This window comes from Mycobacterium sp. AMU20-3851, from assembly GCF_043974665.1.
Lineage (GTDB): Bacteria > Actinomycetota > Actinomycetes > Mycobacteriales > Mycobacteriaceae > Mycobacterium.
The window spans coordinates 5,092,201-5,115,969 of sequence record NZ_CP146371.1 but is presented as its reverse complement, the minus strand read 5'-3'; the positions used below and the strand labels follow the sequence as shown (position 1 = coordinate 5,115,969).

At 68.6% G+C, this 23,769-nt stretch carries 24 protein-coding genes; 17 read left to right on the top strand and 7 right to left on the bottom strand.

Annotated elements, in window-relative coordinates; all coding sequences use genetic code 11:
- Positions 1 to 66: 66 nt before the first annotated feature.
- Genes V4U86_RS24465 through V4U86_RS24450 form a run of 4 tightly spaced genes read left to right on the top strand, consistent with a single transcriptional unit; the run spans position 67 to position 1,867 of the window.
- Positions 67 to 513 carry a helix-turn-helix domain-containing protein gene (locus tag V4U86_RS24465; RefSeq protein ID WP_395308441.1) on the top strand — a complete coding sequence of 149 codons (447 nt, stop codon included), beginning with the start codon at positions 67 to 69 and terminating at the stop codon, positions 511 to 513.
- Positions 514 to 524: 11 nt separating this feature from the next.
- The gene (locus tag V4U86_RS24460) at positions 525 to 1,130 is read left to right on the top strand and encodes a heparin-binding hemagglutinin (RefSeq protein WP_395308440.1); all 606 of its coding nucleotides are present in this window, start codon (positions 525 to 527) and stop codon (positions 1,128 to 1,130) included.
- Positions 1,131 to 1,185: 55 nt separating this feature from the next.
- Positions 1,186 to 1,467, top strand: a complete 282-nt coding sequence (locus tag V4U86_RS24455; RefSeq protein ID WP_395312199.1) for a DUF2516 family protein — start codon at positions 1,186 to 1,188, stop codon at positions 1,465 to 1,467.
- Positions 1,468 to 1,471: 4 nt separating this feature from the next.
- Entirely contained in the window at positions 1,472 to 1,867 is a 396-nt protein-coding gene (locus tag V4U86_RS24450) for a DUF2599 domain-containing protein (protein ID WP_395308439.1), read from the top strand.
- 47 nt (positions 1,868 to 1,914) lie between these two features.
- On the opposite strand, the gene V4U86_RS24445 is transcribed toward V4U86_RS24450, so the two are convergent.
- The 4 genes from V4U86_RS24445 to V4U86_RS24430 are packed head-to-tail and all read right to left on the bottom strand — an operon-like array spanning position 1,915 to position 4,967.
- Positions 1,915 to 2,823, bottom strand: a complete 909-nt coding sequence (locus V4U86_RS24445; protein ID WP_395308438.1) for an LmeA family phospholipid-binding protein — start codon at positions 2,821 to 2,823, stop codon at positions 1,915 to 1,917.
- A complete protein-coding gene (locus tag V4U86_RS24440) occupies positions 2,820 to 3,656 on the bottom strand; it encodes a carbon-nitrogen hydrolase family protein (RefSeq protein WP_395308437.1) in 837 nt (278 codons plus the stop codon). Before V4U86_RS24440 ends, V4U86_RS24445 begins: the two co-directional genes overlap by 4 nt.
- A gap of 10 nt (positions 3,657 to 3,666) precedes the next feature.
- Entirely contained in the window at positions 3,667 to 4,482 is an 816-nt protein-coding gene (locus tag V4U86_RS24435) for a class I SAM-dependent methyltransferase (RefSeq protein ID WP_395308436.1), read from the bottom strand.
- Positions 4,461 to 4,967, bottom strand: coding sequence for a DUF2505 domain-containing protein (locus V4U86_RS24430; protein ID WP_395308435.1), 507 nt, complete (start codon positions 4,965 to 4,967; stop codon positions 4,461 to 4,463). The genes V4U86_RS24435 and V4U86_RS24430 overlap by 22 nt, the downstream gene beginning before the upstream one ends.
- Before the next feature lie 25 nt (positions 4,968 to 4,992).
- On the opposite strand from V4U86_RS24430, the gene V4U86_RS24425 reads away from it, so the two are divergent.
- Positions 4,993 to 6,048, top strand: a complete 1,056-nt coding sequence (locus V4U86_RS24425; protein ID WP_395308434.1) for a UDP-N-acetylmuramate dehydrogenase — start codon at positions 4,993 to 4,995, stop codon at positions 6,046 to 6,048.
- A gap of 15 nt (positions 6,049 to 6,063) precedes the next feature.
- On the top strand, positions 6,064 to 7,392 hold the full coding sequence (locus tag V4U86_RS24420) for a L,D-transpeptidase (RefSeq protein ID WP_395308433.1): 1,329 nt from the start codon (positions 6,064 to 6,066) through the stop codon (positions 7,390 to 7,392).
- Here V4U86_RS24420 and V4U86_RS24415 read toward each other — a convergent pair.
- Positions 7,373 to 8,134 (bottom strand): SDR family oxidoreductase, encoded by a 762-nt coding sequence (locus tag V4U86_RS24415; protein WP_395308432.1) that lies wholly within the window; start codon positions 8,132 to 8,134, stop codon positions 7,373 to 7,375. The genes V4U86_RS24420 and V4U86_RS24415 overlap by 20 nt on opposite strands.
- A gap of 297 nt (positions 8,135 to 8,431) precedes the next feature.
- On the opposite strand from V4U86_RS24415, the gene V4U86_RS24410 reads away from it, so the two are divergent.
- From V4U86_RS24410 to regX, 6 genes are all read left to right on the top strand, one after another.
- Positions 8,432 to 9,652, top strand: coding sequence for an ROK family protein (locus V4U86_RS24410; protein ID WP_395312198.1), 1,221 nt, complete (start codon positions 8,432 to 8,434; stop codon positions 9,650 to 9,652).
- 24 nt (positions 9,653 to 9,676) lie between these two features.
- Positions 9,677 to 10,999: a D-inositol-3-phosphate glycosyltransferase gene (gene mshA, locus V4U86_RS24405; RefSeq protein WP_395308431.1), complete on the top strand. Its 1,323-nt coding sequence runs from the start codon at positions 9,677 to 9,679 to the stop codon at positions 10,997 to 10,999.
- Complete coding sequence (locus V4U86_RS24400) at positions 10,996 to 11,523, top strand: YbjN domain-containing protein (protein ID WP_395308430.1); 528 nt, start codon at positions 10,996 to 10,998, stop codon at positions 11,521 to 11,523. The genes mshA and V4U86_RS24400 overlap by 4 nt, the downstream gene beginning before the upstream one ends.
- A 13-nt stretch (positions 11,524 to 11,536) precedes the next feature.
- Positions 11,537 to 12,277 carry a phosphoglyceromutase gene (locus V4U86_RS24395; RefSeq protein WP_395308429.1) on the top strand — a complete coding sequence of 247 codons (741 nt, stop codon included), beginning with the start codon at positions 11,537 to 11,539 and terminating at the stop codon, positions 12,275 to 12,277.
- A 119-nt stretch (positions 12,278 to 12,396) separates the two neighbouring features.
- A complete protein-coding gene (locus V4U86_RS24390) occupies positions 12,397 to 13,575 on the top strand; it encodes a sensor histidine kinase (protein ID WP_395308428.1) in 1,179 nt (392 codons plus the stop codon).
- 256 nt (positions 13,576 to 13,831) lie between these two features.
- Entirely contained in the window at positions 13,832 to 14,518 is a 687-nt protein-coding gene (regX, locus tag V4U86_RS24385) for a two-component sensory transduction protein RegX (RefSeq protein ID WP_395308427.1), read from the top strand.
- Here regX and V4U86_RS24380 read toward each other — a convergent pair.
- Complete coding sequence (locus V4U86_RS24380; RefSeq protein ID WP_395308426.1) at positions 14,500 to 15,558, bottom strand: glycosyltransferase family 4 protein; 1,059 nt, start codon at positions 15,556 to 15,558, stop codon at positions 14,500 to 14,502. The genes regX and V4U86_RS24380 overlap by 19 nt on opposite strands.
- Positions 15,555 to 16,628: a glycosyltransferase family 4 protein gene (locus tag V4U86_RS24375; protein ID WP_395308425.1), complete on the bottom strand. Its 1,074-nt coding sequence runs from the start codon at positions 16,626 to 16,628 to the stop codon at positions 15,555 to 15,557. Before V4U86_RS24375 ends, V4U86_RS24380 begins: the two co-directional genes overlap by 4 nt.
- Before the next feature lie 346 nt (positions 16,629 to 16,974).
- Here V4U86_RS24375 and V4U86_RS24370 point away from each other — a divergent pair, with 346 nt between their 5' ends.
- Genes V4U86_RS24370 through V4U86_RS24350 form a run of 5 tightly spaced genes read left to right on the top strand, consistent with a single transcriptional unit; the run spans position 16,975 to position 23,732 of the window.
- The gene (locus tag V4U86_RS24370; protein WP_395308424.1) at positions 16,975 to 18,675 is read left to right on the top strand and encodes a serine aminopeptidase domain-containing protein; all 1,701 of its coding nucleotides are present in this window, start codon (positions 16,975 to 16,977) and stop codon (positions 18,673 to 18,675) included.
- Complete coding sequence (locus V4U86_RS24365) at positions 18,672 to 20,036, top strand: O-antigen ligase family protein (RefSeq protein WP_395308423.1); 1,365 nt, start codon at positions 18,672 to 18,674, stop codon at positions 20,034 to 20,036. Before V4U86_RS24370 ends, V4U86_RS24365 begins: the two co-directional genes overlap by 4 nt.
- Positions 20,036 to 21,526: a flippase gene (locus tag V4U86_RS24360; protein ID WP_395308422.1), complete on the top strand. Its 1,491-nt coding sequence runs from the start codon at positions 20,036 to 20,038 to the stop codon at positions 21,524 to 21,526. The genes V4U86_RS24365 and V4U86_RS24360 overlap by 1 nt, the downstream gene beginning before the upstream one ends.
- Positions 21,523 to 22,617 (top strand): glycosyltransferase family 4 protein, encoded by a 1,095-nt coding sequence (locus V4U86_RS24355; RefSeq protein ID WP_395308421.1) that lies wholly within the window; start codon positions 21,523 to 21,525, stop codon positions 22,615 to 22,617. Before V4U86_RS24360 ends, V4U86_RS24355 begins: the two co-directional genes overlap by 4 nt.
- Complete coding sequence (locus V4U86_RS24350) at positions 22,617 to 23,732, top strand: cellulase family glycosylhydrolase (RefSeq protein ID WP_395308420.1); 1,116 nt, start codon at positions 22,617 to 22,619, stop codon at positions 23,730 to 23,732. Before V4U86_RS24355 ends, V4U86_RS24350 begins: the two co-directional genes overlap by 1 nt.
- The last annotated feature ends 37 nt before the right edge of the window (positions 23,733 to 23,769 follow it).

The window sequence follows — 23,769 nt, the reverse complement described above, 5'->3', positions numbered from 1 at the left end:
CAATAGTTAGCACTGATGTGTCACGGTGGATTCGTCAGCCAAAAACCGACGGATCGAGGGTTCATCATGACGCAGGACGAAAATCTTGCAGCTGTGGTGAGCAACGCAGCACAGGACATCGGCAGTTACATCAGGGCCCAGCGTGAGGCGGCGCAGGTATCGGTGCGCCAGCTGGCCGAGAAGGCGGGGGTGAGCAATCCCTACCTGAGCCAGATCGAGCGTGGGCTGCGAAAGCCATCGGCCGATGTGCTCAACCAGATCGCCAAGGCGCTGCGTGTCTCCGCCGAGGTGCTCTACGTACAGGCTGGGATCCTCGAACCCAGCGACGCCAGCAAGGTGCGCGACGCGATCGTCACCGATACCGCGATCACCGAACGGCAGAAACAGGTGCTGCTCGACATCTACACCTCGTTCTGTCAACAGAACGAGGCCGAAGCCGAAGTGGAAGCGGCGGCCGAGGCGAGCGCAGAAGTCGAAGTAGCAGAACCGGATACCCAACCGCACACTCTCTGAAAGGAATCACCATGAGCGAGAAGACCCAGCCGACCGTCGAAGACCTCAAGGCTCCGTTGTTGGCGGCCGTCGGTGCTGCCGATCTGGCCCTGGCCAAGGTCAACGAGATCGTCGAGACCCTGCGTGACCGCGCCGGCGACGCCCGCACCGACGCCGAGTCGCGTGTCGAGGAAGGCCGTGCCCGGCTGACCAAGCTGCAGGAGGACCTGCCCGCCCAGTTCGACGAGCTGCGCGACAAGCTGACCTCCGAGGAGCTGCGCAAGGTCGCCGAGAAGTACGCCGACGAGGCGCAGAGCCAGTACAACAAGCTGGTCGAGCGCGGCGAGGCCGCCCTTGAGCGGCTGCGCAACCAGCCCGCGCTGGAGAGCGCCAGCGCCCGGGTCGAAGAGGTCACCGACCAGGCCGTCGAGCTGACCCAGGATGCGCTCGGCTCCGTGGCCAGCCAGACCCGCGCGGTCGGCGAGCGTGCCGCCAAGCTGGTCGGCGTGGAGCTGCCCAAGAAGGACGAGAAGCCCGCCCCGGCCAAGAAGGCCCCGGCCAAGAAGGCCGCCACCCCGGCCGCCAAGAAGGCCACTCCGGCCAAGAAGGCTCCGGCCAAGAAGGTCACCCAGAAGTAGGTTCGCCGGCTTCATTCGCCAACTCGAACGGCACCCGCATAGGCTTGCAGGCGTGATGCTTGCAAACCTGGCGGGTGCCATTCTTCTTGTGCTGGTCGGAGTCGTGGTGCTGGCCGGCGTGTACTCGTTCGTGCACGCCGCGATGCAGCGGCCCGACGCCTACACTGCCACCGGCAAGCTCACCAAGCCGGTGTGGCTGTTGATCCTCGGCGGCGGAGTGCTGCTCGCCCTGCTGCTGCAGGACGCGTTCGGCGCCGCCATCTGCGCCTGCGCGACGGGTATCTACCTCGTCGATGTGCGGCCCAAGATCCTGGAGATCCAGGGAAAATCGCGCTGAGCAGATGCGCCTCCTGATCGCCGCACTCGCTGCGGCCGCCGCGTGCGCCGCAGCGGCGCCCGTTGCACACGCCGACGCCCGCTACATCGACCGCACCGAATGGGCGGCCTGGGGCGATCTGAAGAGCCTGCGCGTGTACCCGACTGCCGCCGGCCGTGCCGAGGCCGCGATCCCGGGCACCCAACCGCAGCAGAACCAGGCCTGGGCCGAAGTGCTCGCGCTTTCCCCCGAGGCCGATATCCCGGGCATGCAAGCACAATTCAACTGTCACTGGCAGTTCGCCGAGTTCGTCGAACCCGGCAAGACCAGCTGGAATCTGGAGCCGTGGCGGCCCGTGGTCACCGACGCCGAACTGGTGGCCGCCGGCTGCAACCCGGGCGGCACCGAGGAACCGTTCTGATCGGTTACCCCCGGGCCGTGCTGGGCGGACTGTCCTGACCGGAGCGGTCAGGGCAGGCCGGCGAAGCAGGGATCGCCGCCGGAGCCGCTGCGCCCGGGCGGCATCGTCGCGTTGCGCGTCGAGTATTTCGCCGTCACGCCCTTGTCGGTGACGTCCACGCTGTCGGCGTGGATGCCCAGCGGAATGTTCTCGGTGATCTGCTTGATGAACGCGTCCAGGGCGGGCTGGACCGTCTCCCGGGGCAGCATGAAGCCCAGCCCGGTCAGGCTCTGCACGCTCAGCGCCAGCTGATCGTTGACGACCTCCGGCTTGACGACGATGCTGCCCAGCGTCGCCTCCAGCTCGATGGTGCCCGAACTCGGGTTGGTGGTCACATTGCTGACGAAGCCGCCCACCAGCGGGATCTGCTCCTGGATGGTCCGCTTGATGCCGTCGGCCGTCCAGCCGATCGAGGCGTCGAGCGCACCGATGGTGCCCGGCGAGTTCTGGTTGCCGGTCAGCCGGACATCGTTGATGACGATCTCGGCCTTCATGCCCTGGGCCTCGCGGACCCGGTTCCCGGCGGTGGTCACCGTGATGTTGTTGTAGTTCTTGCCGAAGTGCTGCAGCAGGAACGGGCGCGGCCCGAAAGACACGTCCACGTCGTCCTGGACCACACAGGAGGTGATCCGGGTGACGGTGCGGTCGGCGATCTGACGTGCGATCAGCTCGGAGGCGACGACCCCGGCGACGGCCAGTGCCACCACGATGACGACCACCAGCACGATCGACAGCGGGTCGCGGAACAGCCTCTTGAGCTTGCCCTGCTGCTCCGGTTGCGGCTGGGGCTCGGAGTGGCCCTCCTGCTGCGCCTGCGGTTCAGTCTGCGGGTGCGGTGGCTGCTCGGGCTGGGCGGGCTGTGGCACGGGCGGGGGCGGCGGCACCTGTTCGGTGGGGCGGGCCCAGGGATCGGTCACGGACTCGATTGTGCCTTAGCGAACCGAGTGCGGTTACCGAGCACCGCGATCGTCTCGCGGGCCTTCGCCGCGGCGGCCAGGTCCAGATCGGTCACCACCAGCTGCTCCTCGGCGCCGGCAGCCGCGATGACCTCGCCGGTTGCCGAGGCGACCAGACTGCCGCCCACACCGGTGGGACCCAGCGCGGCGACCTCGTCACCGGGGTAGGCCTGATCGACGGCGGCGACGATGCCGGTGGTGTCGATGGCGCGCGCCCGGGCCAGCAACGTCCACTGGTCGAGCTTTCCCGGACCGGTGCCCCAGGACGCATGCACGGTGATGAGCTGGGCACCCCGGTCGGCCAGGTCGAGGTACAACTCCGGGAACCGGACGTCGTAGCAGAGCGTCAGCCCGACCTTGACCCGCTCGGGTTGTTTCCCGTCGCTTCGCTCACCCTGGACCTCGATCACCGTCGGCTCGCTGCCCGGCGCGACCGTCTTGGACTCGGCGAACCCGAACGCGTCGTAGAGGTGGATCTTGTCGTAGTGCGCGTCCACGTCCGGGCCGGTCGCGATCAGGGTGTTGGTGACCCGCCCGTCGCCCGACGGGCGGAACATGCCCGCCACCACCGTCACACCGGAGCGCTGCGCGGCGGCACGGACCCCGTCGGCCCAGCGGCCGTCCAGCGGCTCGGCGACCGGAGCCAGCGGGACCCCGAACCGGCACATGGTGGCCTCCGGGAACAGGACGAGCGCGGCGCCGGCATCGGCGGCCCGGCGGCTGAACGTCTCGACGAGATCCAGGTTCGCCGCGGGGTCGGTGCCGGACCGGATCTGGGCCAGGGCAATCCGCATACCGCCCAGCCTAGGGCCCGTCGAACGGGCCCGTCGGGGACACCGCGGCCCACGGCACCGTGAGCACCCCGTCCCGCAACCGGCGGCGCGGCGGATCGACGGGAAAGCCCTCCGCACGCAGTTGCTCCAGCATCGCCCGCCAGCGCACCCGCGGCCCGAACACGCCGTGCCCGGCGGCGGTCGCCCAGGCGCGGTCCGCGGCCTGCAGCAGGGTGTGGACCGGCTGACCCGCGACATTGTGGTGGATCAGCACCTTCGGCAGTCGCTCGGCCAGATCCGAGGGCCGCTCGATGGCGAACGGATCGCAGGCCAGGGTCAGGCTCACCGGACCGTCGGCGTTGAGCAGCACCCAGCAGCACAGCCGGCCCAGTTCGTCACAGGTGCCGTCGACGAGCAGCCCGCCGGGGGACAGCCGGGTGCGCAACTGGGCCCAGGCGGTGTCCACATCGGTGACCGGGTACTGCCGCAACACGTTGAAGGCCCGGACCAGCACGGGGCGCAGGCCGGCGAGTTCGAAGCCGCCGAGCGCGAACTCGACCCCCGCGACGGCCGAGCGCTGCGCGAGGGCGACCCGCTCCGGGTGGATCTCCAGGCCGACCACCCGAACGTCTGGCCGCACGGTCTGCAGCCGCGCCGCCAGTTCCAGGGTGGTGACCGGCAGCGCGCCGTAACCGAGATCTACGACCAGCGGATCCGCGGCGCCCAGCAGGGCCGCCCGCACCCGCGCGGAGTGCACCAGCCAGCGATCGCTTCGACGCAGCCGGTTGTAACCGGTGGTGCCCCGGGTGGGCAGTCCTACCGGCCTCAGGCCCGGGCGCTGATCCATGCGGAGGTGAACTCTTCTTCCAACCGGACCATCTCGGCAAGCTGGCCGCCGATGAACTCCTCGACCTTGCCGCCCACCAGCGGGATCCGCACCGTGACGGTGGCCCGCACATCGGCCCGGGCGCCGGCCGGGGTGCTGGTCAGCTCGGCGGTCCCGGTCACCTTCACCGGGGCGCCGGGCACCGCGCCCGAGATGGTGGCGCCGACGCGGTTGTCCCGCACCGGGGTCCAGATCTCCTCGCGGACCAGGGTCAGGTCACCGGCGTGCAGCGCGCTGACGAAACCGGGCAACCGGTTGAAGCGGACCGTCTGGGTGGTGCCGATATCCAGGCCGCCGTCCGCGCGGACGGTCAACTTGTCCAGGGACACCGCATCGCAGCCGGACTTCTCCAGGCGCTCCAGCCAGTAGGCCTTCTCGGCGAACGCGCCGTAGACCTCGGCGACGCTGCACGGGTATTCGGCTGCCATGTCATAGGAGCGCGGCATGGCGGCCACGCTACCGTTAGCGTCCGTGGCCGGACCGAATTTCGCTGGCGCGGCGGTGACCGAGAACGCGCCGCTGGCCGAGCTGACGACCCTGCGTATCGGCCCCGTGGCGGAGCGGTTGATCACCTGCGCCACCACCGCCGAACTCGCCGCCGCGGCCTCGGCGCTGCCCGTCTGCGATGACGTGGTGGTGCTGGCCGGCGGCTCCAACGTGGTGCTGGCCGACGACCTGACCGGATTGACCGTCATCGCGGTGGCCAACACCGGCATCTCCGTCGACGGCGCCGTACTGCGCGCCGAGGCCGGCGCGGTCTGGGACGACGTGGTGGCCACCTCGTTGGCGCACGGCCTGGGCGGGCTGGAATGTCTGTCCGGCATCCCCGGGTCGGCCGGGGCCACCCCGATCCAGAACGTCGGCGCCTACGGGGCCGAGGTGGCCGACACCATCACCGCGGTCCGGCTGCTCGACCGCGCCACCGGCACCGACGAGTGGGTCCGGCCCGACCAACTGGGTTTCGGTTACCGGCACAGCGTGCTCAAGTACCAGTCCTCGGTGATCGTGCTGGAGGTCGAATTCACGCTGGACCCGGCCGGCCGCAGCGCGCCGCTGCGCTACGGCGAACTGGCCGCCGCGCTCGATGCGCAGCCCGGGGACACCGCGGACCCGGCCCGGGTGCGGGCGGCGGTGCTGGCCCTGCGCGGAGCCAAGGGCATGGTGCTCGACGCCCGCGATCACGACACCTGGAGCGTGGGCTCCTTCTTCACCAACCCCGTGGTGGCACCCGAGGTGTTCGAGCGGCTGCGCGAGCAGGAAACGGGGCGGGTGCCGCACTACCCGGCCCCGGACGGCGTCAAGCTGGCCGCCGGCTGGCTGGTCGAGCAGGCCGGTTTCGGCAAGGGATATCCGGGACCCGACGCGTCCGCCGGCCTGTCCACCAAACATGCGCTGGCCCTCACCAACCGCGGCACGGCCGGTACCGCCGACGTCCTGGCCCTGGCCAGGACCGTTCGTGACGGCGTGCGCGACCGGTTCGGGATCGAACTCACACCGGAACCGGTGCTGATCGGCTGTGAGCTCTAGGTACGCTGGGTCCACGTGAGAGACGCCGGGGAGTACCAGCACACGCCGTTGAGCCGGCGTCGTGCGCTCACGATCCTGGGAATCGGTGGTGCGGGCTTGCTGGCCGCCTGCGCGGGGACCGGTCCCGCCGGCAACGCGCCCGAATCCGAAGAACCCGCCGCGGCGCCGAGCATCACCCTCAATCCCGGTGACGCCGCCGAGGATGTGGTGCCCACCGAGCCGGTCGGTGCTGCCGTCCGCGACGGCTGGTTCCAGCGGGTCGCGCTGACCAATGCCGCCGGAAATGTGGTGGCCGGAAAGCTCAACCGCGACCGCACCGAATTCACCGTCACCGAGCCGCTGGGGTACGGCGGCGAGTACACCTGGTCCGGGTCGGTGGTCGGGCGGGACGGCCAGGCCGTGCCGGTCACCGGATCGTTCAGCACCGTCAACCCGCAGACCACCGTCAACGGTCGCTTCCAGCTCGCCGATCACCAGACCGTCGGGGTCGCCGCGCCGATCATCCTGCAGTTCGACGCCGCCATCGCCGAAGAGGACCGGGCGACCGTGGAGAAGGCGCTCAAGGTCACCACCACCCCGGAAGTCGAGGGCAGCTGGGCCTGGCTGCCCGATGAGGCCGGCGGTTCCCGGGTGCACTGGCGCACCCGCGAGTACTACCCGCCCGGGACCACGGTGCACGTCGACGCCGACTTCTACGGGGTGTCGTTCGGGCCCGACGCATACGGGGCGGCCGACTCGACGCTGGACTTCACCATCGGCAGGCGCCAGGTGGTCAGGGCGGAAGCGTTTAGTCACCGCATCCAGGTACTCGACGAGGCCGGCGCGGTGACCATGGACTTCCCGTGCAGCTACGGCGAGGGCGACCTGGACCGCAACGTCACCCGTAGCGGCATTCACGTGGTCACCGAGAAGTACGAGGACTTCTACATGACCAACCCGGCGGCCGGCTATGCCAACGTGCGGGAACGCTTTGCGGTGCGGATCTCCAACAACGGCGAGTTCATCCACGCCAACCCGGCCAGCTCCGGAGCCCAGGGCAACAGCAATGTCACCAACGGCTGCATCAACCTGTCGCTGACCGACGCCGAGCAGTACTTCAACACCGCGATGTACGGCGACCCGGTCGAGGTGACCGGCACCCGCATCCAGCTCTCCTACGCCGACGGGGACATCTGGGACTGGGCCGTTCCGTGGGACGAATGGAAGGCCATGTCCGCGCTGTCCGACGACGAGCCACCGGCGGACATCCCGGCGTCGGCACCGGTCACCCCCAGCGATGCGCCGACCCTGTCCGGCACGCCCACCACGACGTCGGCTCCGGCGACTACGTCGTCCGGCGGTTGACCCGTGAGCCGGCCGCGCCGGTGACCTGGTCGCGCGGCCGGACCACGATGAGGTCCAGGTCGACGTGCGACGGGCGGCTCGCGACGAACCCGATCACCTCGGCGATGTCCTCGGCGACCAGCGGGGTCACCCCCTCATAGACCTTGTCGGCGCGTCCGGCGTCCCCGTCGAAGCGGTTCACGGAGAAGTCGGTCTTCACCATCCCGGGCGCAACTTCGGTGAGCCGCACCGGCTTTCCGAACAGCTCACTGCGCAGCGTGCGGTGCAGGACGCCTTGGGCGTGCTTGGCGCTGGTGTATCCCGACCCGTTGTCGTAGACCTCGTGGGCGGCGATCGAGGTGACCGTGACGATCAGACCGTCGCCGGAATCGATCAGCTTCCCCAGCAGCGCCTTGGTCACATGCAGGGTGCCCAGCACGTTGGCCTCCCACATCCACCGCCAGTGCTCGATGTCGGCATCGGCCACCGACTCCAGTCCGCGGGCCCCGCCTGCGTTGTTGACGAGCACATCCACCCGGTCCAGCTGTTCGGCGAGCGCCGCCACAGCGGCGGGGTCAGTGACGTCCGCCACAATTGCGGTGCCGTCGATCTCGGCGGCCAGCGCCTCGATCGGCTCCTTGCGCCGGGCCACGCAGATCACGTGAAAACCAAGGCTGGCAAGGGTTTTCGCGGTTGCTTCACCGATCCCGGCGCTGGCTCCGGTGACTACCGCGACGCGGCGCTGATCTGTTGGGGTGCTCATGGTGACAACACTAGGCCCGGATATCCGACCTTCGCGTAAGTCCCGATAGTCGTGCTACGTTGACGGCGTGTCCCAGATCAGTCAGGCGAGCCGTCTCGCCGTGCGGCGTGCGTGTTGTTGTTGCGCACACGCCGCCGCGCCCTGCTGACCTCTAGGACCTTCCGGTCCCGCTGAGTCGCCCGGTGTGGCAGATGCCCACTCCTTTCAGACTCAGACCAGAGGACCCTCATCGTGAGCACCGCAACCGCCGCCACCACCCTTCGCCCGACCTCCGCCGCGCACGCCAAGCGCGCCCTGATGGCCCGGCACCACATCGTCGCTCCGTCACTGAAGGTCGCCGACGTCGCCGCGGCCTCCGTCTTCGGTGCGGCCCGCCAGCGCGGCCCGATCGCCCGTGACGCCATCGCCCGGGTCACCGGACTGAGCATCGCCACGGTGAACCGCCAGGTCACAGCCCTGCTCGACGCCGGAGTGCTGCGGGAACGCGCGGATCTCGCGGTGTCCGGGGCCATCGGCCGCCCCCGCGTCCCGGTCGAGGTCAACCACGAGCCGTTCCTGACCCTGGGGCTGCACATCGGCGCCCGGACCACCAGCATCGTGGCCACCGACCTGTTCGGACGCACCCTCGACGTCGTCGAAACCCCCACCCCGCGCGGCACCCAGAACGCTGCGCTGGCCTCGCTGGCCGGCAGCGCGCGCCGCTACCTGAGCCGTTGGCACCGTCGCCGCGCGCTGTGGGTGGGCGTCGCCGCCGGTGGCGTGGTGGACAGCACCTCCGGCTACCTCGACCACGCCCGGCTGGGTTGGTCGGAGGCCCCGGTCGGCCCGGTCCTCGCCGAGGCCCTGGGGCTGCCGGTGTCGGTGGCCTCCCATGTCGATGCGATGGCCGGCGCCGAGCTGCTGCTCGGGGTGCGTCGTCCCAGCACCCAGACGGGCACCAGCCTCTACGTCTACGCCCGCGAGACCGTCGGCTACGCGCTGTCCATCGGTGGCCGGGTGCACTCCCCGGCCAGCGGGCCCGGAACCATCGCCGCACTTCCGGTCACTTCCGAACTGCTCGGTGGCACAGGCAAATTGGAGTCGACGGTCAGCGACGAAGCGGTGCTGACCGCGGCCCGCGCCCAGCGCATCATCCCGGCCGACGGACCGAGCTCGACGCTGGCCTCGGTACTGCGTGCCGCCCGCAGCGGGCACGACGGCGCCCGTGCTCTGCTGGCCGAACGCGCGCGGGTGCTCGGCGAGGCCGTGGCGCTGCTGCGCGACATGCTCAACCCCGATGACCTGGTGGTGGGCGGCCAGGCGTTCACCGAATACCCGGAGGGCATGGAACTGGTCGAGAAGGCGTTCGCGGCACGGACTGTGCTGGGCGCCCGCGACATCCGGGTGACCGCTTTCGGTAACCGCGTGCAGGAGGCCGGCGCCGGCGTGGTTTCCCTCGGTGGGCTCTACGCCGACCCGATCGCCGCGATGCGTCGCGCCCAGCTGCGGCGCGAAGCCGGTGTGCTCGGCGCGTCCTGATCCGGCAGGTGTAGACATGAGCATGTGCGTGTCGTCCCCGAACCGTCCGGCCTGTTGGACACCGCCCGTCGCGTAGCGGTGCTCTCGGTGCACACCTCGCCTCTGGCCCAGCCCGGTACCGGCGACGCCGGCGGCATGAATGTGTATGTGCTGCAGACCGCGCTGGAACTGGCCCGGCGCGGTGTGGAGGTCGAGATCTTCACCCGGGCCACGTCCTCGGCGGACGCCCCGCTGGTGCAGTTCGCGCCCGGGGTGCTGGTGCGCAACGTGGTCGCCGGCCCGTTCGAGGGACTCGACAAGAACGACCTCCCCACCCAGCTGTGCGCGTTCACCGCGGGTGTGCTGCGGGCCGAAGCCACACAGGAGCCCGGCTACTACGACATCGTGCACTCGCACTACTGGCTGTCCGGACAGGTCGGCTGGTTGGCCGCCGACCGCTGGGCGGTGCCCCTGGTGCATACCGCCCACACCCTGGCCGCGGTCAAGAACACCGCGCTGGCCGAGGGGGATGCCCCGGAGCCCGCGCTGCGCTCGGTCGGCGAACAACAGGTGGTCGATGAGGCGGATCGGCTGATCGTCAACACCGAAATCGAAGCCCAACAACTGGTTTCGCTGCACAACGCGGACCGCCGCGGCATCGACGTCGTGCATCCGGGGGTCGACCTGGCGGTATTCACCCCGGGGGACAGGGCGGCCGCCCGCGCCGAACTGGGCATCGACCCGCGGGAGAAGGTGGTGGCCTTCGTCGGCCGGATCCAGCCGCTCAAGGCGCCTGATGTGCTGCTGCGCGCAGTGGCCAAGCTGCCCGACGTGGTGGTCCTCATCGCCGGTGGGCCGTCGGGCAGTGGGCTGGCCGCACCGGACTCGCTGGTTCGGTTGGCCGACGAACTGGGTATCAGTTCGCGCGTGCGTTTCCTACCACCACAGTCCCGGGCGGCGCTGGTGAACGTCTACCGTGCCGCCGACATCGTCGCGGTGCCCAGCTATTCGGAGTCCTTCGGCCTGGTCGCGGTCGAGGCGCAAGCCTGCGGAACCCCGGTGGTCGCCGCCGCCGTGGGTGGCCTGCCGGTGGCGGTGCGCGACGGGGTCAGCGGCAGCCTGGTCGACGGGCACGATCCCGGTGACTGGGCGCGGGCGATCGACGCGTTGTTCGAGCAGGATCCGGGAACCTTGCGCGCCGCCGCGGTGGCGCACGCCGCGACCTTCTCCTGGGCGCACACCGTCGACGGGCTGCTGGACAGCTACAGCCGCGCCATCACCGAGTATCGGGACCGGCATCCGCGCCGGGAGCCGTCCGGCCGGCGCACCGGCCGCCGTTTCGCACTGCGCAGAGGGGTTCGGGCATGAGTCCGGTCGCCAACCAGGTGGCCGAAGTCATCGAGCAGACGCTGCAGGACAACGATCTGGAATACACCCATCATCAGGGCACCGGCGGGGGGCTGCCCGGACTTGTGGTGGCGCTGCCGGGGGAGCGCAGGCTCAAGACCAACACCATCCTGAGCATCGGCGAACACTCGGTGCGGGTGGAGGCGTTCGTCTGCCGGCGGCCCGACGAGAACTTCGAGGCCGTCTACCGGTTCCTGCTCAAACGCAATCGCAGGCTCTACGGGGTCGCCTACACGCTGGACAATCTGGGCGACATCTACCTGGTCGGCTGGATGGCCAACGGCTCGGTGACCGCCGAGGAGATCGACCGGGTGCTCGGTCAGGTGCTCGAAGCTGTCGATGCCGACTTCAACACCTTGCTGGAGTTGGGTTTTCGCTCCTCCATTCAGAAGGAATGGGAGTGGCGGGTCGCCCGCGGGGAGTCGCTGAAGAACCTGCAGGCTTTCGAACACCTCATCGATCAGGACGACGATTCTCCCGCATGAGAAGATCTTCGCCATGGCGAATCTGATCCTGCTGCGCCACGGCGAAAGCACGTGGAACGAGAAGAACCTGTTCACCGGTTGGGTCGATGTCGACCTCACCGACAAGGGCCGGGCGCAGGCCGTCCGCGGTGGCGAGCTGATCGCCGAGCAGGGTGTGCTGCCCGACGTGCTCTACACCTCGCTGCTGCGCCGCGCCATCACCACCGCCAACCTCGCACTGGACGCGGCCGACCGGCACTGGATACCGGTGCACCGCGACTGGCGGCTCAACGAGCGGCACTACGGCGCCCTGCAGGGCCTGGACAAGTCCGAGACGCTGGCCAAGTACGGCGAGGAACAGTTCATGGCGTGGCGTCGCAGCTATGACACCCCGCCGCCCGCCATCGAGAAGGGCAGCGAGTACAGCCAAGACACCGATCCGCGGTACGCCGACATCGACGGCGGCCCGCTGACCGAATGCCTCGCCGACGTGGTGGCCCGGTTCGTGCCCTACTTCGAGCAGACCATCGTGCCCGACCTCAAGGCGGGCAAGACGGTGCTCATCGCCGCCCACGGCAACTCGCTGCGGGCGCTGGTGAAGTACCTGGACGGTATGTCCGACGCCGACGTCGTGGGTCTGAACATCCCGACCGGGATTCCGCTGCTCTACGAACTCGACGAGGAGCTCAAGCCGACGGTGCCCGGCGGGCGGTACCTGGATCCCGAGGCAGCTGCCGCCGGGGCGGCTGCGGTCGCCGCCCAGGGAACCAAGTGAGCTAACACCGGGTGAACTCAGGTGAACAGCGGTCGAACACCTGTCTTTGTGCGTGTGACTTATCCCGTTTCGGCCGCTCGCTGCTGGGTTGACGTTCACCCGATGCGTACGATTTTCGCGTGAGTGTCGGTTCCGCGTTGCTGTTGGCGGCAGCCCTGGCATTGCTTACGCTGGGGATCGGCGTAACCGCCGGACTGATCTTGTCCGCCCGGCTGGCCGAGCGCCGGGCTCGGCAGCTCGCCGCCGAGGGGCGCGGCATCACCATCTCGCAGATGCTCAGTCATATCGCCGCGATGTCGCCGATGGGCATCGTGGTGGTCGATGCGTTCCGTGACGTCGTCTACATGAACGACCAGGCCACCGCGCTCGGACTGGTCCGGGACCGGCTGCTCGACGACCGCGCCTGGCAGGCGGTGCAGCGATGCCTGGCCACCGGCGCGGACGTCGACGTCGACCTGTCGCCGCCGAAGCGGCAGACGCCGGGCCGCTCGGGGGTGTCGGTGCGCGGCCACGTGCGGCTGCTGGTCGAGGAGGATCACCAGTTCGCGGTGGTCTTCGTCGGCGACCAGTCCGAGCAGGCGCGGATGGAGGCGACCCGCCGCGATTTCGTCGCCAATGTCAGCCACGAGCTGAAGACCCCGGTCGGGGCGATGTCGGTGCTGGCCGAGGCGCTGCTGGCCTCCACCGACGACCCCGACAACGTCCGCCGGTTCGCCGAGAAGATGGTCGTCGAATCCAACCGGCTGGCCAGCATGATCGGCGAGTTGATCGAGCTGTCCCGGTTGCAGGGCGCCGAGCCGCTTCCCCAGCTGGAGATCGTCGATGTGGACACCGTGGTGGCCGAGGCGCTGTCGCGGTACAAGGTCGCCGCCGATAACGCCGATATCGCCATCACCACCGACGCGCCGACCGGATTCCGGGTGCTGGGCGACGAGCGGCTGCTGGTGACCGCCCTGGCCAACCTGGTGTCCAATGCCATCGCGTATTCGCCGAACGGTACGGCGGTGTCGATCAGCCGGCGCCGGCGCGGCAACGTCGTGGAGATCGCCGTCACCGACCGCGGCATCGGCATCGCCAAGGCCGATCAGGAGCGGGTGTTCGAGCGCTTCTTCCGGGTCGACAAGGCCCGCTCCCGGGCCACCGGCGGCACCGGGCTCGGCCTGGCCATCGTCAAACACGTGGCGGCCAACCACAACGGATCCATCCGGTTATGGAGCCAGCCGGGTACCGGCTCGACATTCACCCTGTCCATTCCGGCCATTCACGACGAAGTAGACGAGGAAGGTAGTGCTCCGTGACCAATGTTCTGATCGTGGAGGATTTCGCGGCACGCGCGATGACGGAAGGCGCGGCACGCTGATGACCAATGTGTTGATCGTGGAAGACTTCGCGGCACGCGCGATGACGGAAGGCACGGCTGTCTGATGACCAATGTGTTGATCGTGGAAGACTTCGCGGCACGCGCGATGACGGAAGGCACGGCTGTCTGATGACCAATGTGTTGATCGTGGAAGACTTCGCGGCACGCGCGATGACGGAAGGCACGGCACGCTGATGACCAATGTGTTGATCGTGGAAGACGAAGAGTCGCTTGCCGATCCGTTGGCATTCCTGCTGCGCAAGGAGGGGTTCGAGGCCACGGTCGTCTCCGACGGACCGTCGGCGCTGGCGGAATTCGACCGGTCCGGCGCCGACATCGTGCTGCTGGACCTGATGCTGCCGGGCATGAGCGGCACCGATGTCTGCAAGCAACTGCGGTCGCGGTCCAGTGTGCCGGTCATCATGGTCACCGCCCGCGACAGTGAGATCGACAAGGTGGTGGGTCTGGAACTCGGCGCCGACGATTACGTCACCAAGCCGTATTCGGCACGCGAGCTGATCGCCCGGATCCGGGCGGTGCTGCGCCGCGGTGCGGACACCGAGGATGCCGGCGTCCCGGACGGCGTGCTGGAGGCCGGCCCGGTGCGGATGGACGTGGAGCGGCACGTGGTGAGCGTCAACGGCGATCCGATCACGTTGCCGCTCAAGGAGTTCGATCTCCTGGAATACCTGATGCGTAACAGCGGCCGGGTGCTCACCCGCGGTCAGTTGATCGACCGGGTCTGGGGTGCGGATTACGTGGGCGATACGAAAACCCTTGATGTGCACGTCAAGCGACTGCGCTCGAAGATCGAGTCCGACCCGGCCAACCCGGTGCACCTGGTGACGGTGCGCGGCCTGGGCTACAAGCTGGAGGGCTGAGCGGCACCCAGGGTGTCCAGCACGGCCCGTGCCGAGCTCTGCCAGCGGTACCGGGAGGCGTTCTCGCTGCCGAGCCTGCGTAGCTCCGCCACCAGGGCCGGATCCGATTCCAGCCGGTCGAGCGCGGCCAGCAGGGTCTGCGGGTCGTCGGGATCGAAGTACACCGCGCCCGCCCCCGCGACCTCGGGCAGCGATGCCGCGGCCGAGGACAGCACCGGGCAGCCCAGCGATTGAGCCTCCAGCGGTGGCAGGCCGAATCCTTCGTATTTGGACGGGAACACCAGCGCGGCGGCGTTGCGGTACAGCCAGCTCAACTCGGCGTCGGACAACCTGCCGGCGATGACGGCCCGGCCGTTCAGCGGTGCCGCGTCGGAGAACACCTGCTGGTTGCCGGACGCACCGACCACCACCACCGTGCGGCCGGACTCCGCGACCGCGGTGACCGGAGCGGTCAGATTCTTGTGCCGGGCCATGGTGCCGACCATCAGATAGAACGGGCCGGTCAAACCGTCCAGGTCGGGACGGGCGGGAGTGATCCCGACGAGCGCGTCCGCCGCGCACCCGGCCACCGTGAAGCGCTCGGCCGGGATGCCCAGTACGTCGTCGAGTTCGGCTGCGCTGAAGTGCGATACCGTCACCAGCCGGTCCGCCCGCCGGCCCAGCAGAAAGTACGACACGTAGTAGAACCACACGAATGCCCTGCGGAAGGTGTGCGGGTGCCGGAACGGCGTGGCGTCGTGCATGGTCACCAGCTGGCGCTTCTTCAGCAACGGCGCCGGCCCGGCGAAGTTGAGCAGCAGGCGCCCCGCTGTGACGACAGGCAAATAAAGCTGTTCGAACACAACGCCTTTCACCGGGGCGATCCGTATCGTGGCGCGCGGGTGCGTCAGCCACTCCGGCACCGTGGCCCCGGCCGGGACATGCACGACCAGGTCGACGGAATCCTCGCGCAGAATGGCGTGCACGATCTCACCCGCATAGCGCTGTGTGCCGGTCAGCCGCTGCGCCAACCACTTTCCGTTGACGTGCAGAGTCGTCATCGAGATGCGCCGACCAACGGCCCGTAGAGCTGTTCCAGTGCCTCGGCCTGGTGGCTGTCCGAATTGCGGGACAACGCCGCCATCGTGTCGCGGCGGGCCCGGTCCAGACTCTTGGTGTCGAGCAGTGCACCGACCGCCGCGGTCAGGTCCTCGGGGGCGTCGATGATCACCGGCATGTCCACACCGGTGAGGTAGGGGCGACGACGGGACACCACCGGGATCCCCATCCCGGCGGCCTCCATGATGGAGATGGGAAAGCCTTCCCACAATGCGGTGTGCAGGTACAGATCGCAGGTCGACATGATGTCGAGGGCCTCCCGACGGGGCAGCCATCCGGTCACCTCGACACCCGCCTCGTGCAGCATGTCGATGTACTGGTTATCGCCGCCGCCGATCCATACACCTTCGATGTCCGGGTGGGATGCGACCGCCGCGGCGAACGCCCGGGCGAAGAACTCGGGGTCCTTCTGCGGGCCCAGCCGCCCGTTGCCGACGACACGCAGCTTGCGTTTCTCCCCGGACGGCTCCGCCCGGGGCAGATCGGGCGGCTGGACATTGGGCACGGTGACCACCCGCGGGGAAATACCCGCCCAACGCGACAGTCGCGCCTCGCGGGGTGAACAGGCGCCCACCGCGGTCGTGTTGAACGCCAGTACCCACTCCAGTGCGCGGAACGCCTGCCGAACCGGCCACGACACATCCCGACGCTCGAAGGAGTAGCAGTGCGGGGTGTACAGCAGCGGCCGCCGGCGTGAGCGGCGGACCGCCATCCGGACGTATCCGCCGGCCTTGCTGGAGTGCGCGTGCACGATGACCACCCCGTCGCCCGCGCGCTCCATCCGGCGCAGATGGTCGCGCAGGAACCGGATCCGGGGCACCGTCCCGGCGGGCATCTCGGTGACGGACGCGAATCCCGAGAACTCGGACGGGGCCACCACCGCCTCGGCTCGGAGGCTGTATACGAGGTGATGCTCGGCGTCTGGGTAGTTCCGGACGAAGTCCGAGATGGCCGATGCGGTACCGCTGGCGAAGGACTCGGCCACATGTACCACGGTGGGGTCCGTGTTCACGTACTTCCTCCTGGATATGCAAAAGCAGCAAATTGATGCATTGCGCGGGTGGGGCTTTGGCGCTTTCGGCGGAGAGCCGGTAGCGGCACTCCGGAAATCGACGCAACCGGCCCGACGGATTTTTGCTAACTTTACACAGAGCGGGGAGTTTGGCCAGCCTATATGTCGATCAACTGCAATTTAACGCGGCCGACATGTGATCAATTCCACCGGTCGATACTTTGCTGAGATATCGCTATCGGGTTCGTGACGCTGTATGTTCCGTCCGAGGCGATGGTCGCGTCGACGGGTGATCGGTAGTGCATAGGCAAAGTTTCTGCGGATCTCGGCAGTGGACGGAGTAGGAATGGGTGGCGAGCACATATCCCCAGGTAGGCCGACGTGGTTCGGGCCGCTGGATGCCTCGCTCTTCGGTGTGGTGCACACCCCCGACAACGGGTTGGCCCGGGCCGGGGTGGTCATCTGCCCGCCCCTGGGCAAAGAGCACCTCGACTCCTACCGGGGCCTGAAGCTGCTCGCGCAGCGGCTGTGCGCCCGTGGCTTCGCGGTGCTGCGCTTCGACTACGCCGGCACCGGCGACTCCGCCATGGAACAGGACGACCCGGCCGCGGTGTCGCGCTACCTGGAAAGCATCGCTACGGCGGTCGGCTACCTGCGCGACGCCGGTGTTCCCGACGTTGCGCTGGTCGGGTTGCGCGCCGGAGCGTTGTTGGCCGGCCTTGCCGCGGACTCGATCGACGGAGTCGCCGCCCTGGTGCTGTGGGATCCGGTGACCGACGGCCGCCGATACCTGCGGGAGCAACGGGCGCTGTACCGGATGACGGTCGGTGACGATCCCGGTGCGGAATCGGCCGAGTCGATCCTGGGCTGCAGTCTTGCGGTGCCGGCGGCCCGGCAACTCAAGACGGTGAAGCTTTCGGGCGCCTTCGATTCGGCGTTGCCGGTGCTCGTCATGGCGCGTCCGGAGCGGGTGTCCGACGCGCCGATCGCGGCGCTGGGGGCGGCCCCCAACGTCGTCGTGCGCACGGTCACCGGTCAGGCCGAGTTCGTCGAGCCCGTGTCCTTCGTCGTCGAGATCCCGGTCGGGTCGCTGTACGCGATAGCGGCCTGGCTGGACGAGACCCTGCCCGCGAGCAGGTGCCACGTCGCACCGGTGATCCGGACGGCTGCGACTGTCGCTCCCGGGGTGCGGGAAACCCTGGAATTCCTCGGGCCGGACCGGCTCTTCGCGATCCGTTCCACCGCAACCGAATCCGCGCCGGACGCACCGGCTCTGTTGATCCACAACACTGCCTGTGAGCACCGGGTGGGCCCGGGCCGGGTGTGGGTCGAGACGGCTCGGGAACTTGCTGCGACCGGCGTGACGGTGCTGCGTTACGACCGCCGGGGAATCGGTGAGACCGGCTACGCCACGACCGACTTCGCACGTGTCCATTCGAACCGCGCGAAAACCGATGTGGTGCATGCGATCGACGCCATCGGTGTGCCCGCGGACCGGTTGATGATGGCCGGCGTCTGCTCGGGAGCCTGGGATTCGGCCTACGGGGCGCTGACCCGCGGCGCGCGTTCGGTGGTGATGGTCAACCTGCTGACGTTCTCGTTGCGCAATGTCGAGGTCGGTCCCGAGGAGTTGTCCGGTCCGCAGACCGGTGCGGCCGAGGTGCGGGCCAAACAGCTGATCCGGAGGTGGCTGCCTTACCGGCTGTGGCTGCTGATGGGCAGGCTGGGACTGACGGAGGTGCCGGAGGTCCTGCTCGGGGCCTTGAACCGGGCCGGGGTTTCGGTGGATCTCGTGTTGTCACCGGAAGACCATGCGTGGTTCGACAAGCAGCGCGGCGGGCGCGGGATCAAACGATTGTCGCGACGGGGCTGGTCGGGGCGCATCGTGCGGGCCGACGGCGGTGATCACTCGTTGTTACAGCGCGAGATCCAGACCTTCACCCGGGAACGCCTGCGCGAGGTCGTCGAGCGCGAGTTCGCCGCGCTGCTGCCGATGCACGCGGACTGGCGGACCGAAAGCGTGGCGTGCAGAGGTGTCCAGTTGTGACCGCTGTCGTGGTCTTGCCGGCGGCTGCGGTACTGGCCGCCGCCGTCTATGCGATCTATCGACGCCCGCAGCGCGGACTCTTGCTGGCCGCGCTGCTGGTCCCGTTCCACGGCCTGCTGCTGATCGTGCCGAACGGGCAGTCGTTCGTGTGGTGGAAGGAAGCGCTGTTGGGGGTGACCCTGCTGGCCGCGCTCATCACCCCGTACCGACGCCTCAACACCGGCGTGTCGATGCCGTGGCTGCCGATCGCGGTCCTCTTCGTCGCCGTCGGTGCGGCCTCGGCATTACTCACCACCGGATTCCCGGGTGCCGTCTACCCGTTGAAGATCACCTTCTTCTACCTGGCGGTCGTGCCGCTGATCTGCTGGTACGCCCCACTGACCGCCCGGGACCGGGACAATCTGGTCACCATCATCATGGCGGTGTCGGTCCTCACCGCGGCCTGGGGCCTCGCCCAGCAGTTCCTGGGACAGGACTTCCTGCACGATCTGGGCTACGAATACAACACCGCGCTGCGCACCAGCGGTTCGTTCATGCGCAGCTTCAGCACCTTCGTCCAGCCCTTCCCGTTCGGCCTCTACGTCGCCATGGCCATCCTCGTGGGAGGCGCAGTCGCACTGCATGACCCGGCCCGACTGCGCAACCGGATCTTCCTCCTGCTGATCCCCGTCCAGTTGGCCGGCATGGGCATGTCGATCGTGCGGGCCGCGTATCTCGCGGTCTTCGTCGGTGTGCTGTGGCTCATCGTGCACCGCTATCGGCAGCTGGCCGTCGGCGTGCTGCTGGCCGTGTTGGCCGGCGGGATCGCCCTGGTCTACATACCGGGGAAGTACGTCGACAGCCTGTTCTCCTCGTCCAGCCTGGGACAGCGCACCAGCGGCTGGTCCACGATCTGGGACTCGGTGCTGACCAGTCCATTCGGTGCGGGACTGGGCAGCACCGGCTCGGCGGCGGAGAAGTTGGAGACCGCCACCCAGAACACACCGACCGCCTATCTGGCGATGTTGCAGAATCTGAACCCCGAACTGGCGTATCAGCCGGACAACTACTACGTGAAGGTCCTGATCGAGCTGGGGCCCATCGGGTTGTGGGCGTTCGTGACTCTCCTTGTGGTGGTTCTGGTTTCGACGCTGCGGGCGTCGCGGTACACCCAGGGCGTGGATTCGGCCTTCTGCCTGGGGGTCAGTGCCGCGATCGTCGGGGCGTGTGTGGCATCGGTGGTGAGCACCTACTTCGAGATCTTCCCGATGGACTTCTACTTCTGGCTGCTGATCTCGGCAGCGGGGTGTGCCGTGGTGCAGACCCCGGCCGGGCCCGAGCGGTGGAATGTGCCGGAGTCCGATGAGTTGGCGGTGGTCTGATGGACGCCCACCGCGATGGCGCGGTACTGCAGGACAATCCGGCGACGCCGTCCGACCATGCCGCCGCCGCCGGCCGAAACACCTTGGCGCTGTTGCTGAGTCGGTTGGCCATCTCCATCATGGGTTGGGCCGGTACGGTCCTCATCGCCCGCCTGTTGTCCCCGACGGACTGGGGTGTGTTCTCCTTCGTCTTCGGTCTGCTCGGGATGATGTCGATCATCACCGACCTCGGTGTCGGCCGTGTGGTGCTGGCGCGGTTGCTCGACGAGGACTCCGATCCCGAGGCATTCGCGAGTTCGTTCGTCGCCCTGCGGGCCGCACTCGGACTTCTCGGCTACGGCATCGCGGTCGGCTATGTCGTCCTGATGGGGTACTCCGGTGACGTGGTCCGGGCCACCGCCATCGCCGGGTTGGTGGTGGTGATCGCCACCCCCAGCAATGCACTGTCGGTGCTCTACCAGAGCCGGATGAAAATGGTGACGGTGGCGACCGCCGAGGCGCTCGCGCAGCTGCTCCAGCTCGGCCTGACCATCCTCGCTGCGACGACGCATCCCGGCTTGTTGATCTTCATCCTGCCCGCCATTGCCAACGAGATCTTCTCCGGCGTCTGGAAATTGACCGGGGTGCGCCGGGGCGCGGTCGGCCCGCGGATCACCCGCGGGCCCAAGCTGCGGCATTGGCGGGAGATGCTCGTCGAGGCGATCCCGCTGAGCATCGGGCTGGGCATGATGACGCTGCTGTCCAAGGTGGACGTGCTGATGCTCGGCAAGCTCGACGAGTTCGATGCAGTGGGGCTCTACAGCGTCGCGTACAAGTTCGCCGATGTGATGTCCTACGCCGTGGTCGCCATCCTGACGCCGGTCGCCACCCTGTTGGTCGCCGCCTGGCCGCTGCTGCACGACGACTTCCGCAGGCACGTCCGCACCGCGGCGATCACCGTCGCGCTACTCACATCGCTCGCCGCGGTGGGCATGTGGGCGTCCGGACGGGAGATCGTATCGCTGTTGTACGGGCAGCGTTTCGGAGAGAGTGCGGATGCTGCCTGGATGTTGTTGATCGGGGCGGTGTTCGCCGCGCTGACCCAGGTTGTCCTGGTCGCCCTGATCTCGGCTGGGCGACACCGGGTTTATCCGTGGGTCGCCTTCGGTGCCCTGCTGCTCAATATCGTCCTGAATGTGATTCTGATACCGCACTATTCGTACAACGGAGCCGCTGCCGCCACCGTCGCGACCGAGGTTCTGATGTTCGTGGCGATGTGGGTCCTGGCCGCGCGGACACTGCCGGTTGACCGGTTGCTTCCGGCAGGGAAGTTGGCGCTGGTCGCGCTGCTCACAGTGGTCGTCAGCGCGGCGAGCTGGATGCTGGACGGCCGGGTGTCCTGGCTGGTGAACGCCATCGTCGCGGTCGTGTTGTTCCTCGCCGGCGCCTTCGTGACCCGCGTCCTGGACTGGCGGCGGTTGACCAAACTGCGGACCGGGAAGGTGGCATGAGCGTGTCCCCGATCGTCTTCGTGAACCGGGCCGGTCGGTTCTCCGGTGCCGAGGTGGTGCTGCTCGAGCTGGTGCGGGCCGCCTGCGCACGCGGCGAGAACGTGCGGGTCGTCTGCCCGAACGGTCCGCTGGCCGAACGCCTGCCGAAAACGGTGCACCACTACGCGATCGACGAACTCGACCTGGGCGGTTCGTCCGGCCCCGCGCGGGTCCGGGCCGCGGGCACCCTGATCCGCCGCTGGGCCCGGGCCGCCGCGGTGATCAGGCGCGCGACGGACACCGACAGCCCGATCATCGTCAACTCGCTGCTCGCGTTGCCCGCGGTAAGACTGGCCCGGCTCCCGCAGCGGGCGTCCTGGCTGGTCCACGACACCGTGCACGAGTCCAAACAGCGGGCGATGATCCGGATCGGTAAGCCCGCGATCGGGCGCATCTTCGCGGTGTCGCCCCCGGCGGCGGCGCCGGTCCGGGCGCTCGGACTCGACGTGGAGGTCGCGCCGCTCGGTGTCGACCTCCCCGCCACCGCCGCCGCACGCGCCGGGCGGCCCCCGGTGGTGGGCATCATGGCGCTGCTGACCCCGTGGAAGGGCCACCGTGTGTTGCTCCGTGCACTGGCCACGGTCCCCGGCGTGCACTGTGAGATCGCCGGTACCGCAATCGAAGCCGATGCGGAGTATGCCGCAGAACTGCGGCAGCTGTCCGAGACCCCGGAGCTGTCCGGTCGGGTCCGTTTCCTCGGGCACGTCGACGCGGTGGCGACCATGTCGACCTGGGATGTGCTGGTCAATGCCAGCACCTCCCCGGAAGCCAGCCCGGTGTCGGTGCTGGAGGCGATGAGCGTCGGCCTGCCGGTCATCGCCACCGATCACGGCGGCTCCTCCTGGCTGCTGCGGGACGGCGCGGGAACGCTGGTGCCCGTCGGCGACGTCGATGCCCTGGCCCAGGCGATCAGCTGGACGGTGGCCCATCCGGGCCCGGTGACCGAGATGGTCGACGTTGCGCGCCAACGGATCGCGGATGTGCACGATGCCAGGACCGCGTACCCGGCGATGCTGGACATGCTGCTGGGCCGGGTGGGGGATCGGGCGTAGTGCGCGCACAGCTTGCCACGGTCCTGGCTTCCGCCCTCACCATGGTCCTCACCGTCACCGGGTGCGCGCGACCGGACCCGGCCCACGAGCATCGTTCGGTGACCGCGTCCCCGCGTCCGACGGCGCACTGCCCAACCGACATCGGCATCGCACCGGCCTGGATACTGCGCGCGTCCGACGCCGACCTCGAACGCGATATGGCCGCCGCGCGGGATGCCGGCGCGACACGCTTCCGCTTCGATGTGGACTGGTCACTGGTCGAACCGAAACGCGGACAGTTCGATTGGGCGCCGATCGACCGCCTCGTGCAGGCGGTCACCGGCCACGGCATGCGGCCGCTCGGTGTGCTGGCCTATACACCGGAGTGGGCGCGGATCGCCGGTGCCGTGGACCGGCCCGACGCCCCGGCGAGCCACTATCCGCCCGCCGAGCCGGGGGACTTCGCGGCGTTCGCCAAGGCTGCCGCGACCCGGTACGCGGACGTGATCACCGACTGGGAGATCTGGAACGAGCCGAACCGCGCGAGCTTCTGGGCTCCTGCCCCGGACGCCGGTGCCTACACGGCACTGCTCATCGCGGCGTCGCAGGCGATCCGCACGGTACAACCGCAGGCCAACATCATCGCCGGAGCGCTGGCGCCGGGGGAGAACCATGCCGACGGCGAGATCGACCCGATCACCTTCGCGCAACGCATCTACGACGGTGGCGGACGGCGCGCCTTCACCACGATGTCCATCCATCCCTACACCTACCCGTGGATGCCCACCGATCCAGAGACGACGAACTGGAGTACGTTCCAGAAGATTCCACGACTGCACGATCTCATGGTGTCCAAAGGCGATGGAGCGAAACCGATCTGGATCACCGAGTTCGGGGCACCAACGGGGTCGGATTCCACGTCGATGTCGCGGACCGCGCAGGCCGAGTACCTCACCGCCGGCATCTCCGCCGCTCGCCGGCTCGGATACGTCCCGGTGATCCTGATCTATTCGATCCGTGATTCCGGGACCGATCCGAACGATCCCGAACATCATTTCGGGCTGCTGACCAAGGATTTCGAACCCAAGCCGGGATATCGGGCAGTGCAGCGACTCGCTGAAGTCGGACTTTGCTAAACATGCGCGATTGTGCGCGTGAATTCGATACAGGGCT